This window comes from Variovorax sp. CAN15, from assembly GCF_030462475.1.
In the GTDB taxonomy this organism is placed as follows: Bacteria; Pseudomonadota; Gammaproteobacteria; order Burkholderiales; family Burkholderiaceae_C; genus Variovorax.
The window spans coordinates 21,551-36,977 of the sequence record NZ_JASMRZ010000030.1; the positions used below are offsets into that span (position 1 = coordinate 21,551).

Here is a 15,427-nt window from a genome sequence, read left to right on the forward strand (position 1 = left end):
TGGCTTTAAGCCTTTTTCGCAGCTTCGCGGTACACGAGCAGCGGGGGCTTGTTTTCGTCGATGGTCGATTCCTCGACCACCACCTTGTCGACATTGGTCGCGTTCGGCAATTCGAACATGGTGTCGATCAGCGACTGTTCAAGGATCGAGCGCAAGCCGCGTGCACCGGTCTTGCGGGCCAGCGCCTTGCGGGCGATCGCCTTGAGCGCCGCCGGACGGATCTCGAGGTCCACGCCTTCCATCTGCAGCAGCTTGGTGAACTGCTTCACCACGGCATTCTTGGGCTCGGTCAGGATCTGGACCAGCGCGTCTTCGGAAAGCTCGGCGAGCGATGCGACCACGGGCATGCGGCCCACGAGTTCGGGGATCAGGCCGAACTTGATCAGATCTTCGGGCTCGACTTCGCGGAACACCTCCGTGAGGCTACGCTGTTGCTTGCTCTTGACCGAAGCGCCGAAGCCGATGCCCGAGGCCTCGGTGCGGTTTTCGATGACCTTCTCGAGGCCCGCGAACGCGCCGCCGCAGATGAACAGGATGTTGGTCGTGTCGATCTGCAGGAAATCCTGGTTCGGGTGCTTGCGCCCGCCTTGCGGCGGCACGCTGGCCATGGTGCCTTCGATGAGCTTCAGCAGGGCCTGCTGCACGCCCTCGCCCGACACGTCGCGGGTGATCGAGGGGTTGTCGGACTTGCGCGAGATCTTGTCGATTTCGTCGATGTAGACGATGCCGCGCTGGGCGCGTTCGACCTCGTAGTTGCAGCTCTGCAGCAGCTTCTGGATGATGTTCTCGACGTCCTCGCCGACGTAGCCGGCTTCGGTCAGCGTGGTGGCGTCGGCCATCACGAACGGCACATCGAGCATGCGCGCCAGCGTTTGTGCCAGCAGCGTCTTGCCCGAGCCCGTGGGGCCGATCAGCAGGATGTTGCTCTTGCTGAGCTCCACGTCGTCGCCCTTGGCCTTTTCCTTGTGGCGCAGGCGCTTGTAGTGGTTGTAGACGGCCACCGACAGCATGCGCTTGGCCGGCTCCTGGCCGATCACGTAGTTGTCGAGGTTGGCCTTGATCTCCAGCGGCGTCGGCAGGTCGTTGCGCGCCTCGCGCGCTTCCTCACCCGCCGGGAGTTCGTCGCGGATGATCTCGTTGCAAAGGTCGATGCACTCGTCGCAGATGAAGACCGAAGGGCCCGCGATCAGCTTCTTGACCTCGTGCTGGCTCTTGCCGCAGAACGAGCAATAAAGCGTTTTTTCGCTGGAGGAGCCTTTTTTATCGGCCATGGACATTTGCCTCGTTACAGGGTAGGGACAATGATAACTAAACAAAAACGGCGTTTCCCGTGTGGAAAACGCCGTTTTTTGCCAATTGGCGCCCTCGGCGCCGGCGTTCAACCGCGCTTGGCGACGACCTGGTCCACCAGGCCGTAGTCCTTGGCCTCGTCGGCGGTCAGGAAATAGTCGCGTTCGGTATCGGCCTTGACCTTTTCCAGCGGCTGGCCGGTGCGCTCGGCCAGGATGCGGTTCATCTGGTCCTTGGTGCGCAGGATGTCGCGCGCGTGGATCTCGATGTCGGTGGCCTGGCCGCGTGCGCCGCCGAGCACCTGGTGGATCATGATCTTCGAGTTGGGCAGCGAGAAGCGCTTGCCCTTCTCACCGGCCGCCAGCAGGAAGGCGCCCATGCTGGCCGCGAAGCCAAGACACATGGTCGACACGTCGGGCTTGATGAACTGCATGGTGTCGTAGATCGCCATGCCGGCGCTCACGCTGCCGCCCGGGGAGTTGATGTAGAACGAGATGTCCTTGTCCGGGTTCTCGCTCTCGAGGAACAGCAGTTGGGCCACCACGAGGTTGGCGGTCTGGTCGTTGACCTCGCCCACCAGGAAAATGATGCGCTCCTTGAGGAGACGCGAGTAGATGTCGTAGGACCGCTCGCCGCGGCCCGACTGCTCGATGACCATCGGGATCATGCCGAGGGCCTGGATATCCTGTGCGCTCATGAATTTGCTCTCCGGGAAATGGGATCGTTCGCTGTTTCTGAACTGTACGCCTGAGTGAAATGGGGCTCGTGCCGCAAAGCACAAGCCCCATCGGCGTAGCGGGCAGCCAGGGAGATCAGCCCTGCTGCTGAGCCATCAGCTCGTCGAACGAGACCGACTTTTCGTTGACCTTGGCCTTGCCCAGCACGAAATCGGTCACGTTGTTCTCGATGACCACGGCTTCGACWTCGGCCAGGCGGTTGTTGTCGCTGAAGTACCAGCGCACCACGTCGGCCGGCTTTTCGTAGCTGGCGGCCAGCTCGTCGATGTGGGCCTTGATCTGCTCGGGCTTGGCCTGCAGGTTGTTGGCGCGCACCAGTTCGGCCACCACCAGGCCCAGGCGCACGCGGCGCTCGGCTTGCGGACGGAACACTTCCTCGGGAATCGGGGCCTTGTCGGCGTCCTTGATGCCGCGCTGCTTCAGCTCGGCGCGGGCGCCTTCGATCATGCGGCTGACTTCGGACTGCACGCTGGCGTTGGGCAGGTCGAGCTCGGCGTTGGCCACCAGGGCGTCCATCACGGCATTCTTGTTGCGAGCCAGCAGGCGGAACTTCACTTCGCGCTCGAGGTTGCGCTTGATGTCGGCGCGCAGGCCTTCCACGGTGGCTTCGGCGATGCCGAGCGACTTGGCGAGCTGCTCGTTGACTTCGGGCAGGTGCGAGGCTTCGATCTTCTTCACGGTGACGAGGAAGTCGGCCTGCTTGCCGGCCACGTCCTTGCCGTGGTAGTCGGCGGGGAACGACAGCGGGAAGGTGCGGCTGTCGCCCGACTTCATGCCGCGCACGGCGTCTTCGAATTCCTTGAGCATCTGGCCTTCGCCGACGACGAACTGGAAGTCTTCGGCCTTGCCGCCCTGGAAGGGCTCGCCGTCGATCTTGCCTTCGAAGTCGACCGTCACGCGGTCATCGTCCTGTGCAACGGCGTCTTGCGCGCGCTGGGCGAAGGTACGGCGCTGCTTGCGCAGGATGTCGAGCGTCTTGTCGATGGCTTCTTCGCCGACTTCGGCCGAGAGCTTCTCGACTTCGGCGCCCGACAGGTCGTTGATCTTGACGTCGGGGAACACTTCGAAGACGGCGTCGAAAGCCAGCTGGCCTTCGGGCGACTCTTCCTTCTCGGTGATGCGGGGCTGGCCCGCGACGCGCAGCTTGGCTTCGTTCGCGGCTTGCGAGAAGGCCTCGCCGACCTTGTCGTTCATGACTTCGTAGTGCACCGAGTAGCCATAGCGCTGGGCCACGACGTTCATCGGCACCTTGCCGGGACGGAAGCCGTCCATCTTGACGGTGCGCGCGAGCTTCTTGAGGCGCGAATCGACTTCGGACTGGATGGTGCCGACCGGCAGGGTCAGCGTGATCTTGCGTTCGAGCTTCTCGAGAGTTTCAACGGTCACGGTCATGATGTCTTCCTGGTAAGGGGGCTGGTGCGCGGGGCCTGCATCTTCTTTATCAATACAGATCAAGGACTTACACGCGCTCGCGGGATTTATGCGGAGGCAAGCGGATGCCGCCTGCAAAACTGGGCAACCTGCGATTCTAATCCGGCGGGAAAGCGGGTTTTCACCGGGATGAGCCACGGTGCTGACACTGGTCAGGTTTGGCCAATATTGGGCTCCTAGAGTGGCCATCATTCATCGTCCTGCCCAGGAACGCACAGGAAAACCCTCATGCTCCAGCGAATGCTCGCCGTCCTCGCCCTCACTCTCGCCGCGGCATTCGGCCTGCCCTCCCTCGCGCAGGCCAGGACCGACGCACCAACCCCGAAAGAACCGACCATCCAGCAGATCTACGAGGCTGCCAACGGCGGCCGCATGTCCGACGCCGACGCGATGATCTCGAAGGTCCTGAAGGACCATCCCAACAGCGCCAAGGCGCATTTCGTGCACTCCGAACTGCTCGCGGCCGAAGGCAAGCTCGACGACGCGAGAAGCGAACTGACGAGGGCGAGGACGCTGTCGCCCCAACTCGACTTCGCAAAGCCCGAGGCCGTCGAACGGCTCACGAACAAGCTCGACAAGCCGGTGCCACAGGCCAGGAGCACGCCCTCCCGCGTGAGCGAGCCCGCTGCGCCGGCACCGCGCGTCACAGAGAGCAGAACGAGTTCCGTACCGTGGATGCCCATCGCCCTGCTGGGGCTGCTGGTCGTCGGCTACCTCGCCTTCCGGCGCCGGGTCGCGCCGCCCGCGGCACCGGTCGCCCCGTCGTACGGCCCCGCACCGGGCATGCCCGGCATGCAGGGCGCGCCAGCAGGCTACGGAAGCTACGGCCCTGGCGGCAACTGGACGCCCGCGCCACCGCCCGCCGCCAGCCCCGGCATGGGCCTCGGCTCGGCCCTTGCCACAGGCGCGGCCGTGGGCGTCGGCGCGATGGTCGCGCAGGAGGCTGTACGCCACTGGATGCACGGCAGCGACAGCAACGTGATCGACAACAGGGACAGCGGCACGACCCGCATCGCCGACAACGGAAACACCGAAATGGGCCGAGGCCTCTGGCCCTCGTCGACCACCCCGGAGCCTGAGCGCATCGTCGACAACGATTTCGGCATCAAGGACACGAGCTCCTGGGACGACGCAAGCAGCAGCGGCGGCAGCTTCGACAGCGATAGCGGCAGCAGCGACAACGACTGGTGAAAAGAAAAAGCCCCGTTCCTTGCGAAACGGGGCTTCATGACTGCTCGATAGATCAGGCTACATAGCAGGGCTGGTGCGCGGGGCCGGACTCGAACCGGCACGTTCTTGCGAACGTCAGGACCTAAACCTGGTGCGTCTACCAATTTCGCCACCCGCGCGATGCCAATCTTTTTTTCAGGTGAATGCAAAAGCGGACGGGCTTTCGGCATCACGGATTCCCGTGGGCCAAAGACCATCCGCTTGAAATCGGTCAGCCAGCGATTTTAGACGCTAATCGGGTGCGTTTCCGGCTCGCGCTTCACACGGAATGCGGCGGCGTACATCGCGGGCAGTGCAAGCAGGGTCAACACCGTTGCCACGATCAGGCCGCCCATGATTGCGACGGCCATCGGCCCCCAGAACACGCTGCGCGACAGCGGGATCATCGCCAGCACCGCCGCGGCCGCCGTCAGCACGATGGGCCGCAGACGCCGCACCGCCGACTCCACGATCGCGTCCCACGCCGGCACGCCCGCCGCGCGGTCGAGCTCGATCTGGTCGATCAGGATCACGGCGTTGCGCTGGATCATGCCCATCAGCGCGATCACGCCCAGCAGCGCAACGAAGCCGAAGGGCCGGTTCAGCACCAGCAGTGCGCCGGCCACGCCGGCAATGCCCATCGGGCCGGTGATGAACACCAGCAGCGAACGGCTGAAGCTGTGCAGCTGCAGCATCAGCAGCGTGAACACCAGGAACAGCATGATCGGCACGCCCGCCACGATGGAGGCCGAGCCCTTGCTGCTTTCCTCGACCGCGCCGGCTACCTCGATGCGGTAGGCGCCCTGCCCGGCCGCAACCCAGCCGGCTTCCATTTCGCGCAGCTTCGGCAGCAGTTGCGTGGTCACGGTGGCGCCCTGCAGGCCCTCGACCACGTCGCCCTGCACGGTGATGGCGTAGTCGCGGTTCTCGCGCCACATCACGCCCGGCTCCCAGGTGAACACCGGCTTGGCGATCTGCGTGAGCGGGATCGAACGGCCCGAGGTCGTCGGGATGTAGGCGTTGCCGATGTCCGAGATGGCCTGGCGCTCGTCAGGCGCCTGGCGCAGCACGATGTCGATCAGCAGGTCGTTCTCGCGGTACTGGCCCACGGTGGTGCCGCTGAACATGGTCTTGGAAGCCTGCGCGATGGCCTGGCTGGTCACGCCGAGCGCGCGCGCCTTCGCCTGGTCGATCTCGAGGCGGATCACCTTCACCGACTCGTTCCAGTTGTCGTTCACGCCACGCATGTTGGCGTTGTCGCGCAGCACGGCCTTCACCTCGTCGGCATGGCCTCGCAGCAGCGCCGGGTCGGGGCCGATCACGCGGAACTGCACCGGATACGGCACCGGCGGCCCGTTGGGCAGCAGCTTGACGCGGCCGCGCACCTCGGGGAACTCCTGCGCCAGCACCTGCGGCAGCTTGATGCGCAGGGTCTCGCGCACCTTCAGGTCCTTGGGCAGCACGATGAGCTGCGACACGTTGGTCTGCGGGAACACCTGGTCCAGCGGCAGGTAGAAGCGCGGCACGCCGGAACCGATCCAGGTGCTGACAGTGCTCACGCCGGCCTCCTGCATCACGCGCTTCTCGACGCGCCTGGCCACTTCCTCGTTCGCAGCGAACGAGGTGCCCTCCGGGAACCAGAGGTCGACCAGGATCTCCGGCCGGCTCGAATCAGGGAAGAACTGCTGCTGAACCTTGCCCATGCCGACGATGCCCAGCGCGAAGATCAGCACCGTGGCGCCGATGGTCATCCAGCGGTGCTGCACGCACCAGTTCACCGAGCGGCGGAAGGCGTTGTAGAACGGCGTGTCGAAGAGCTCGTGCGGCGGCGCGTTCGCGTCGTGCGGCTTCACCTTGAGCAGCAGCGTGCCGAGGTACGGCACGAAGTACACCGAGACGATCCACGACAGCACCAGCGCGATCACCGTCACCGCGAAGATGGCGAAGGTGTACTCGCCCGTCACCGACTTCGCGATGCCGATCGGCAGGAAGCCCGCCGCCGTGATGAGCGTGCCCGTGAGCATCGGCTTGGCCGTCACGTCGTAGGCGAAGGTGGCGGCGCGGACCTTGTCGTAGCCCTCCTCCATCTTCCGCACCATCATCTCGACCGCGATGATCGCGTCGTCCACCAGCAGGCCCAGCGCGATGATGAGCGAGCCCAGCGATATCTTGTGCAGCCCGATGCCGAAGTAGTTCATCGCGAGGAAGGTCACGGCCAGCACCAGCGGAATGGTGATCGCCACCACCAGCCCCGGGCGCATGTCGATGTACCAGCCGAAGCGCCCGCCCTTGTGCAGGCCCAGCGAGATGATGCTCACGGCCAGAACGATGGCCACGGCCTCGATCAGCACGCCCACGAATTCATTGACCGAACTGGCCACCGCCACCGGCTGGTCCTGCACCTGCGCCAGCTTCACGCCGGCCGGCAGGCGCTGCCCGATGGTCACGGCGGTGGCCTTCAGCGCCTTGCCCAACGCGATGATGTCGCCGCCCTTGGCCATCGACACGCCCAGCGCGATCACTTCCTTGCCCTGATGGTGCACCTTGACCGACGGCGGATCGATGTAGCCGCGGTGGATGTCGGCGATGTCGCCGAGCTTGAGCTGGTTGCCCGAGCTGCCGCGGATGGGCATCTCGCGCAGCTGGTCGACGCTGGTGAACTGGCCCGCGACGCGCACCTGCACCACGTCCAGCGGCGACTGGATCGTGCCCGCGCTCTCGATGGCGTTCTGCGAGCCGAGCTGCGAGAGCACGGCGTTGAAATCCAGCCCCAGCTGCGCCAGGCGCTTCTGCGAGATCTCGATGTAGACCTTCTCGTCCTGCACGCCGAACTGGTCGACCTTGGCAACGTCCTTCACGCGCAGCAGCTGCTGGCGCACGTCGTCGGCCATCGTCTTGAGCTCGGCGTAGCTGAAGCCTTCGCTCTCCAGCGCGTAGATCACGCCATAGACATCGCCGAAGTCGTCGTTGAAGAACGGCCCCTGCACGCCGGCTGGCAGCGTGGCGCGCATGTCGCCGATCTTCTTGCGCACCGTGTACCAGACGTTGGCCACCTCGGTGGACTTCGACGAGTCCTTGATGTTGAAGATGATCTGCGACTCGCCGGGCTTCGAATAGCTGCGGATCTTGTCGGCGTAAGGAGCTTCCTGCAGCGTGCGCTCGAGCTTGTCGGTGACCTGCTCGGCCACCTGCTGCGCGGTGGCGCCGGGCCAGTAGGTGCGCACCACCATCGCGCGGAAGGTGAAGGGCGGGTCTTCGTCCTGCCCGAGCTGGAAGTACGCGAAGGCGCCCAGCACCATCAGCACCACCATCAGGTAGCGCGTGAGGGGCGCGTGGTCCAGCGCCCATTTGGAGAGATTGAAGCCGGAGGGCTTGTCGGTGGGGGTCGCCGCGCCGCCGCTCATTTGGCGGCACCCGCTGCGATCTCCTTGTTCGTCGCGGCAACGGCCGTGACGGGCTGCGCCGACTCCTTCGCACCGGCACCGGCGGCAGCAGCAGCCGCCTCCCTGGACTGGTAGATGGTGACCTTCTGCCCCGGCGACAGCACGTGCACGCCGGCCGCCACGACCATCATGCCGGGCGAGATGCCGCCGGCGATCACGGCCTCGTTGCCGTCGGCGGTGGCCACCTGCACGGTCTGCGAGCGCACCGTCATGGTCGACTTGTCGAGCACCCACACGGCCGAGCCCTTGCCTTCCTGGCGCAGCGCGCTGGTCGGCAGCTTCATCACCGGGGCTGCCGAATGCGCCAGCGCCTGCGGGCGCGCGTAGACAGTGGCCCCGATCGGCGGCGCGGTGGCCGCGTCGATGGAAACCTTGACCGAATAGGTGCGCGTGACCGCATCGGCGCTGGCCGCCACCTCGCGGACCTGGCCCTGCAGTTCGTTGCCGCCTGACCAGCCGCGCACCGTGACGGGTGAGCCGGCCTTGATCAGCGTGGCGCGGTCTTCAGGCACCGCGAACACCACGTCGCGCGCGCCGTCCTGGGCGATGCGTACGACCGGCGTGCCGGCCTGCACGACCTGGCCGGGCTCGGCCTCGATGGCGGTGACGATGCCGGCCACGTCGGCCACTAGCGTCGTGTAGTTGGCCTGGTTGCCCTGCGAGGCGAGTTGCGCCTGCGCCTGTTCGAGCTGGGCCTGCGCGGCCTTCCAGGTGGTTTCGCGGCGCTCCAGCTCGGCGCCGCTGATGAAGTTCTGGGCGCGCAGCTCGGTGTAGCGCTTGAGGTCGGCCGCCGCCAGGTCACGGTTGGTCAGCGCGGCGGCCTGCTGGGCGCGTGCCGCTTCGGCGGCGAGGCGGTAATCCTGCGGATCGAGCTGGGCAAGTACCTGCCCTGCCTGCACATGCTGGCCGAGCTCGGCCTGGCGCCTGGTGATCTTGCCCCCGACGCGGAAGCCCAGGCGCGATTCGACCCGGGCTCGCACCTCGGCCGAGAACTCGGGCTGGGCGTCGAATTCGCTCGTGCCGACGGTCACGAACTTGACCGCCCGGACCGGGTCTTCGGCCGCGGGCTTCGGGGAGCAACCGGCAAGAAGCACGGCGGGAAGCAGCAGCCAGGCGGCGCTGCGCACACGGAACGGGGAGACGATGGAGGCGGTCATGAGACACCCTGGAGAGGACGAACCGAGTCATTACTGACCCACTGGTTAGTAATCTAGGGTAAACGTGAACCAGTGTCAATGACCCGCTGGTCACTAGGGCGGCCGGCCGCCAAAAAACCTAGGTGCGCTGGCCCATTTCCACGAGGCGGTTGTCGGGCAGCTCGAAATAGTCGGAAGCCCGCCCCGCATTGCGCTGCAGCCAGCCGAAGAGCGCACGCCGGACCGGGTTCATGCCCGGCAGGTTCTCCTCCCCCACCGAGGCACGCGAGACGAAGTACGAAGTCTTCATCGAGTCGATCGCCAGCGTCTTCTGGTAGGCCAGGATGCGGATGAATTCCGGCACATCGGGCCGCTCCATGAAGCCGTGGCGCGCCGTGACCATCCAGATGCCCTCCATCAGCTGCTCCGCCTCGATGCGGATGCGTGCATCGACGCGCGGCGTGTCGCAGGGCAGCACGCGCAGCACGATCACCTGCTCATGCAGCACCTGGTTGTGCTTGAGGTTGTGCAGCAGCGCATGCGGCACCGCCGTGGCGTCGGGGTTCAGGAACACCGCCGTGCCGCTCACCCGATGCGGCATGTGCTGCGCCAGCGATTCGACGAAGGGCCGCAACGGCAGGCTTTCGGCCGCGGCCGCCTCCAGCCCCAGGCGGCGGCCCTTGGCCCAGGTGGTGAAGACCACCATCACCACGACCGCTACCGCCAGCGTGAGCCAGCCGCCCTCTGCGATCTTGAGGCTGTTGGCCACCACGAAAGTCAGGTCGACCACCGCGAAGGCCGTCACGCCGATCACCACCGCCACCTTGTTCCAGCGCCACAGCCCCCAGGCGACGATGCCGGCCAGCAGCGTGGTCGTCACCATGGTGATCGACACCGCGATGCCGTAGGCCGCCGACAGCGCCCCGGAGCTCCTGAAGCCCAGCACCAGCAGCAGTACGCCCACCATCAGCAGCCAGTTGACCGCCGGCACGTAGATCTGCCCGATGGCCGTGCCCGAGGTCTGGATCACCCGCATGCGCGGCAGGTAGCCCATGCGCATCGCGTGCGCCGTGAGCGAGAACGCGCCCGAGATCACCGCCTGCGAGGCGATGACCGTCGCCGTCGCGGCCAGCACCACCATCGGCAGCACGCCCCACGAGGGAAAGAGCCGGAAGAACGGGTTGTCGATGGCAGCCGGGTTCGCCAGCACCAGCGCGCCCTGCCCGAAGTAGTTCAGCACCAGACCCGGCAGCGCGATGAAGAGCCACGCCAGCCGGATCGGCTTCGCGCCGAAATGACCCATGTCGGCATAGAGCGCCTCGCCGCCCGTGAAAGCCAGGAACACCGCGCCCAGCACCGCCAGTGACTGCGCCCGATGCTCGACAAGGAAGCCCAGGGCGCGCCGCGGATCGAGCGCCGCCAGCACCTGCGGCTGCTGCAGCACCTGCCACGCGCCGGCCACCCCCAGCACGACGAACCACAGCAGCATGACCGGCCCGAAGATCTTGCCGACCGTGCCCGTGCCCTTCTTCTGCACCATGAAGAGCGCGATCAGGATCGCCACCGTGATCGGCAGCACCGCGCGCTGCAGCACCGGCGCCTGCACCTCCAGCCCCTCGACCGCCGACAGCACCGAGATGGCCGGCGTGATCAGGCTGTCGCCATAGAACATGGCAGCGCCCACCAGGCCCAGCAGGCCGATGGCGTTCCACACCCACGGCCTGGTCTTCGGCCCCGCCACGGCGCTGCGCGCGAGCGCCTGCAGCGCCAGGATGCCGCCTTCGCCGTCGTGGTCGGCGCGCAGCACGAACACCACGTACTTCAGCGTGACCACGAACATCAGCCCCCAGAAGATCAGCGAGAGCAGCCCCAGCACCGAATCGGGCGAGAACGGCACGCCGTGCTCGGGGTTCATCGTTTCCTTGAAGGCGTACAGCGGCGAGGTGCCGATGTCGCCGAAAACGACGCCCAGCGCCGCCACCATGAGCGCCGGGCCCGCCGGGTGCGCCGCCTCGCCGTACGCTGAAACCTGGGACCCGGAAGCCGGAGCGGATGCTTTCATGAAGCGGGAAGTTCGTAGTGGCGACGCTGCGAGCATAGTGCCGGGGCATTGCGCCGTCGCTGACAATCGTGGCGTGTCCGCCACTCCCCAACATGCCGCGCCGCCGGCGCACTACGAAAACTTCCCCGTAGCCTCCTGGCTATGCCCGCCGCATCTGCGCCCGCCGATCGCCGCGATCTACCACTTCGCCCGCACCGCCGACGACATCGCCGACGAAGGCAGCGCCTCGCCCGCCGAGCGCCTTGCCGAACTGCGCGCCTACCGCGAAGAACTGGCCACCGCCGCCCGGGGCGAAGTGCTCCCCGAATCCCGCTGGCCCCATGTGTTCGGCCCGCTGGCCCACAGCATCGTCCGGCACGGCCTGCCCGAGGACCTGCTCGCCGACCTGCTGAGCGCCTTCATGCAGGACATCGAGAAAACCCGCGACCACGGCACCTATGCCGACCGCGCCGAACTGCTCGACTACTGCCGCCGCTCCGCCAACCCCGTCGGTCGCCTGCTGCTGCACCTGTACGGCGTGCACGACGCCGAGGCGCTGGTTCAGAGCGACGCCATCTGCAGCGCCCTGCAGCTCATCAACTTCTGGCAGGACCCGAGTGTCGACCTGCCGCGCGGCCGCTTCTACTTTCCGCTGACCGACTGCGACCGGCGCAGCCTCTCGCCCGAGAACTTCAAGGTCTTCGCGCCGCTTTCGCAAGCGGAGCCTCCGCAGGAAGCTATCAATCTGATAGCAGTCGTGTCGCACTGGGCGCGCGAACTCATGACCGAGGGTGCCCCCCTCGTGCACCGCCTGCCCGGCCGCGCCGGCTGGGAGCTGCGCTTCGTGGTGCAGGGCGGGCTGCGCATCCTCGACAAGATCCAGGACCTGGGCTTCGACACCTTCACCCAGCGCCCCGCCATCGGCAAGCTCGACGCGCCGGTGCTGCTCTGGAAGGCCCTGCGGATGCGGAGACAATCACGCCCCATGAAAGCAGCGCCTCCCCGATGACCCCCGAGCAATACGTGCAAGACAAGGCCGCCGCCTCGGGCAGCAGTTTCTATTACGCCTTCCTGTTCCTTCCCAAGCCGCGCCGCGCCGCGATCACGGCCTTCTATGCCTTCTGCCGCGAAGTCGACGACGTGGTCGACGAGGTCAGCGACCCCGGCGTGGCCGCCACCAAGCTCGCCTGGTGGCGCACCGAGGTTGCCCAGTCGTTCGCCGGTACGCCTCGCCATCCGGTGATGCAGGCGCTGATGCCGCACGCCGCGGCCTACGGCATCGAGGCCCGCCAGCTCAGCGAGGTGATCGACGGCTGCCAGATGGACCTCGACCAGACGCGCTATCTCGACTTCCAGGGCCTCGCGCGCTACTGCCACCTCGTGGCCGGCGTGGTCGGCGAGGTCGCCGCCCGCATCTTCGGCCAGACCGATGCCCAGACCACCGCCTACGCCCACAAGCTCGGTTTGGCGCTGCAGCTCACCAACATCCTGCGCGACGTGGGTGAAGACGCCCTGCGCGGTCGCATCTACCTGCCCGTCAACGAGTTGCAGAAATTCGACGTGAAGGCGCACGAGCTACTGAACCGCGTGCACTCCGAGCGCTTCGTCGAGCTGATGAAGTTCCAGGCCGCCCGCGCCCACTCCGCCTACGACGAAGCGCTCGCCCTGCTCCCGCTGGCCGACCGCCGTTCGCAGAAGCCCGGCCTGATGATGGCCAGCATCTACCGCACCCTGCTGCGCGAGATCGAACGCGACAACTTCCAGGTGCTGAACCAGCGCGTGAGCCTGACGCCGGTGCGCAAGTTCTGGCTGGCTTGGAAAGTCCAAGCCCTCGGACGCATCTGAGCTTGAGCAAGAAGACCGCCGTCATCGGCGCCGGCTGGGCCGGCCTTGCCTGCGCGGTGGAGGCCACGCGCCTCGGCCATGCCGTCACGCTGTTCGAGGCTGCGCACATGCCGGGCGGCCGGGCGCGGCGGGTCGACAACATGCACGGGCTGGCGCTGGACAACGGCCAGCACATCATGATCGGCGCGTACACCGCCACGCTGCAGCTGATGCGCGATGTGGGCGTGGATGTCGAAGGCGCGCTGCTGCGGCTGCCGCTCTCGCTGCGTTTTGCCGATGGCGGCGGGCTGAAGCTGCCCCGGCTGCCTGCGCCGCTCGACCTGCTGGCGGGCATCTTCACGGCGCGCGGCTGGACGTGGCGCGACAGGTCGTCGCTGCTGCGCACCGCCATCGGCTGGAGGCTCTCGGGCTTTCGCTGCGAGCGCGGCACGACGGTTGCCGATCTGTGCGCCGGGCTCACTCCGCGCGTGATGCGGGAGCTGATCGAGCCGCTGTGCGTTTCCGCGCTCAACACGCCCGTGGCGCAATCGAGCGGTGAAGTCTTCCTGCGCGTGCTGAAGGACGCGCTGTTCAGCGGAAGCGGCGGCGCCGACCTGCTGCTGCCGCGCGCCGATCTCGGGGCGCTGCTGCCCGATGCCGCGATCCGCTGGCTGACGCAGCAAGGCGCCACGGTGCGCACCGGCACGCGCGTGCGTGCCATCGCATCCGAAGCCGGGCTGTGGCTGGTCGACGGAGAAGCCTTCGACCAGATCGTGCTGGCCTGCGCGCCGTGGGACGCGGCGCGGCTGGTCCGCGCCTCGGGCCTGCCTGCGGACCGCTGGTGTGAAACCACCGAGGCGCTGCGCTTCGAGGCCATCGCGACCATCTATGTGCGTGGCGCCAGGCCGCTGGCCGAGCCGATGCTCGCGCTTCGCAGCGATCCGGCCAAGGCACCGGCCCAGTTCGTTTTCGACAGGAGCCGGCTCGGCGGCATGCAGGGTGTGCTTGCGATGGTCGTGAGCGCGAACGAGGCGTCGCGCGAGGTGCTGGAAGAACAGGTCATCGCACAAGCCGCCGCCCAGCTGGGCCAATCGAACCTGCAGCTGGTGCAGACCGTGATCGAGAAACGCGCCACCTTCGCCTGCACGCCCGGCCTCGCGCGGCCGCACTCGGTCATCGCACCGGGCCTGCAAGCCTGCGGCGACTACATCGAAGGCCCCTACCCCGCCACGCTCGAAGGCGCGGTGCTCAGCGGGCTCGCCGCCGCCAGATCGCTGGATTGACGCCATGACGACCGGACTGCGCTACCTCGACTTCGACTACAGCGAAGACACCGAAGGCCACGGCACCTTCGACGCCATGGCATCGACTCCGCCCGACAAGACGCCCGAAGTGCGGGCCGAAGTCGCCCTGTTGCTGGCCTGGGCCGAGGCGACCTTTCCCGATGCGCGCGGCGCCCTCGACGAAGGCGCGGCGTGGGACTTCGACCTGCAGGAATCGAGCGAGGACGATCCGCGCTACGACACCATCACCCTCTCGATCAGCGGCAACGCCGACTTCTGCGCGGCACTGCGCGAGCGCTTCGGGCTCGACTGAGGAAGGCGGAAAGCGGGAATCAGGCCGCCTTGTTGCGCAGGCGCAGCAGGCTCAGCCCCAGCAGCACGAAGGCTCCGCCCGACACCTTGTTGAAGATGCGCGTGCGGCGCGGGTCGGAGAGCTGCCTGCGCAGCAGCCGCGCCAGCAGCACATAGAACGAATGCGCGATCACCGAGGCAGCTGCGAAGGTACCGGTCAGCACCGCGAACTGCGTGAGGATCGGCGCGTCCTGCGTGAGGAACTGCGGGAACAGCGCGGAGAAGAAAAGAATGCCCTTGGGGTTGGTCAGCGCCACCGTCATCCCGTGGCCGAAGAGGCGCCAGCTCGAACGCGGTGCCGCGCCGCCCTGGCTGCCCTGCACGTCGGCGAACACGCTGCCCTGGCTGCGCCATTGCTTGATGCCTAGGTAGATCAGGTAGGCCGCGCCAGCCAGCTTCAGCACCATGAAGGCATGAGCCGAGGTGGAAAGCACCACGCCCAGCCCGGCCATCGCGGCGGCCGACACCATGAAGAGCCCCGCCGCGTTGCCCAGCGAACTGATCATCGCGCGTCGCGGCCCCGCGCTCATCGAGTTCGAGACCGCGAGCAGCACGGCCGGCCCCGGGGTGAAAGCGACGAGCAGCGTGACGCCGCAGAAGATGAGCCAGTTGGAGAGATGCACTTTGGGGTTCCTGCCCGGCGCGAAGCCGCAAGACGTTGAGACAGCCGGGAAACTATAGT

12 protein-coding genes and 1 tRNA gene are annotated in these 15,427 nt (G+C 66.9%); 5 read left to right on the forward strand and 8 right to left on the reverse strand.

The features are described from left to right. Positions 1-5: 5 nt before the first annotated feature. The 3 genes from clpX to tig all read right to left on the reverse strand — a co-directional run bounded on the left by clpX (position 6) and on the right by tig (position 3,419). A complete protein-coding gene (gene clpX / locus QMO14_RS18890) occupies positions 6-1,271 on the reverse strand; it encodes an ATP-dependent Clp protease ATP-binding subunit ClpX (RefSeq protein WP_176666626.1) in 1,266 nt (421 codons plus the stop codon). Between the two features lie 107 nt (positions 1,272-1,378). Beyond that, entirely contained in the window at positions 1,379-1,987 is a 609-nt protein-coding gene (gene clpP / locus QMO14_RS18895; protein ID WP_176666627.1) for an ATP-dependent Clp endopeptidase proteolytic subunit ClpP, read from the reverse strand. A gap of 115 nt (positions 1,988-2,102) precedes the next feature. Then, on the reverse strand, positions 2,103-3,419 hold the full coding sequence (tig, locus tag QMO14_RS18900; protein ID WP_301508964.1) for a trigger factor: 1,317 nt from the start codon (positions 3,417-3,419) through the stop codon (positions 2,103-2,105). Positions 3,420-3,686: 267 nt separating this feature from the next. Between tig and QMO14_RS18905 the strand changes: the two genes are divergently transcribed. Beyond that, the gene (locus tag QMO14_RS18905; RefSeq protein ID WP_301508965.1) at positions 3,687-4,649 is read left to right on the forward strand and encodes a tetratricopeptide repeat protein; all 963 of its coding nucleotides are present in this window, start codon (positions 3,687-3,689) and stop codon (positions 4,647-4,649) included. 71 nt (positions 4,650-4,720) lie between these two features. On the opposite strand, the gene QMO14_RS18910 is transcribed toward QMO14_RS18905, so the two are convergent. The 4 genes from QMO14_RS18910 to QMO14_RS18925 all read right to left on the reverse strand — a co-directional run bounded on the left by QMO14_RS18910 (position 4,721) and on the right by QMO14_RS18925 (position 11,230). Beyond that, positions 4,721-4,807: transfer RNA gene (locus QMO14_RS18910), tRNA-Leu, on the reverse strand. A 105-nt stretch (positions 4,808-4,912) separates the two neighbouring features. After that, positions 4,913-8,071 (reverse strand): efflux RND transporter permease subunit, encoded by a 3,159-nt coding sequence (locus tag QMO14_RS18915; protein ID WP_301508966.1) that lies wholly within the window; start codon positions 8,069-8,071, stop codon positions 4,913-4,915. Next, a complete protein-coding gene (locus QMO14_RS18920) occupies positions 8,068-9,267 on the reverse strand; it encodes an efflux RND transporter periplasmic adaptor subunit (protein ID WP_301508967.1) in 1,200 nt (399 codons plus the stop codon). The genes QMO14_RS18915 and QMO14_RS18920 overlap by 4 nt, the downstream gene beginning before the upstream one ends. Positions 9,268-9,385: 118 nt before the next feature. Beyond that, complete coding sequence (locus QMO14_RS18925; protein WP_301509009.1) at positions 9,386-11,230, reverse strand: potassium transporter Kup; 1,845 nt, start codon at positions 11,228-11,230, stop codon at positions 9,386-9,388. Positions 11,231-11,381: 151 nt separating this feature from the next. Here QMO14_RS18925 and hpnC point away from each other — a divergent pair, with 151 nt between their 5' ends. From hpnC to QMO14_RS18945, 4 genes are read left to right on the forward strand one after another with little or no spacing between them, the layout of a single operon-like run. Then, positions 11,382-12,296: a squalene synthase HpnC gene (hpnC, locus tag QMO14_RS18930; protein WP_301508969.1), complete on the forward strand. Its 915-nt coding sequence runs from the start codon at positions 11,382-11,384 to the stop codon at positions 12,294-12,296. Continuing rightward, a complete protein-coding gene (hpnD, locus tag QMO14_RS18935; protein WP_301508970.1) occupies positions 12,293-13,132 on the forward strand; it encodes a presqualene diphosphate synthase HpnD in 840 nt (279 codons plus the stop codon). Before hpnC ends, hpnD begins: the two co-directional genes overlap by 4 nt. A 2-nt stretch (positions 13,133-13,134) precedes the next feature. After that, positions 13,135-14,394, forward strand: a complete 1,260-nt coding sequence (gene hpnE, locus QMO14_RS18940) for a hydroxysqualene dehydroxylase HpnE (protein ID WP_301508972.1) — start codon at positions 13,135-13,137, stop codon at positions 14,392-14,394. Positions 14,395-14,398: 4 nt separating this feature from the next. Further along, entirely contained in the window at positions 14,399-14,707 is a 309-nt protein-coding gene (locus QMO14_RS18945; RefSeq protein ID WP_301508973.1) for a hypothetical protein, read from the forward strand. A gap of 19 nt (positions 14,708-14,726) precedes the next feature. On the opposite strand, the gene QMO14_RS18950 is transcribed toward QMO14_RS18945, so the two are convergent. Beyond that, positions 14,727-15,368 carry a LysE family translocator gene (locus QMO14_RS18950; RefSeq protein WP_301508974.1) on the reverse strand — a complete coding sequence of 214 codons (642 nt, stop codon included), beginning with the start codon at positions 15,366-15,368 and terminating at the stop codon, positions 14,727-14,729. Positions 15,369-15,427 lie beyond the last annotated feature (59 nt).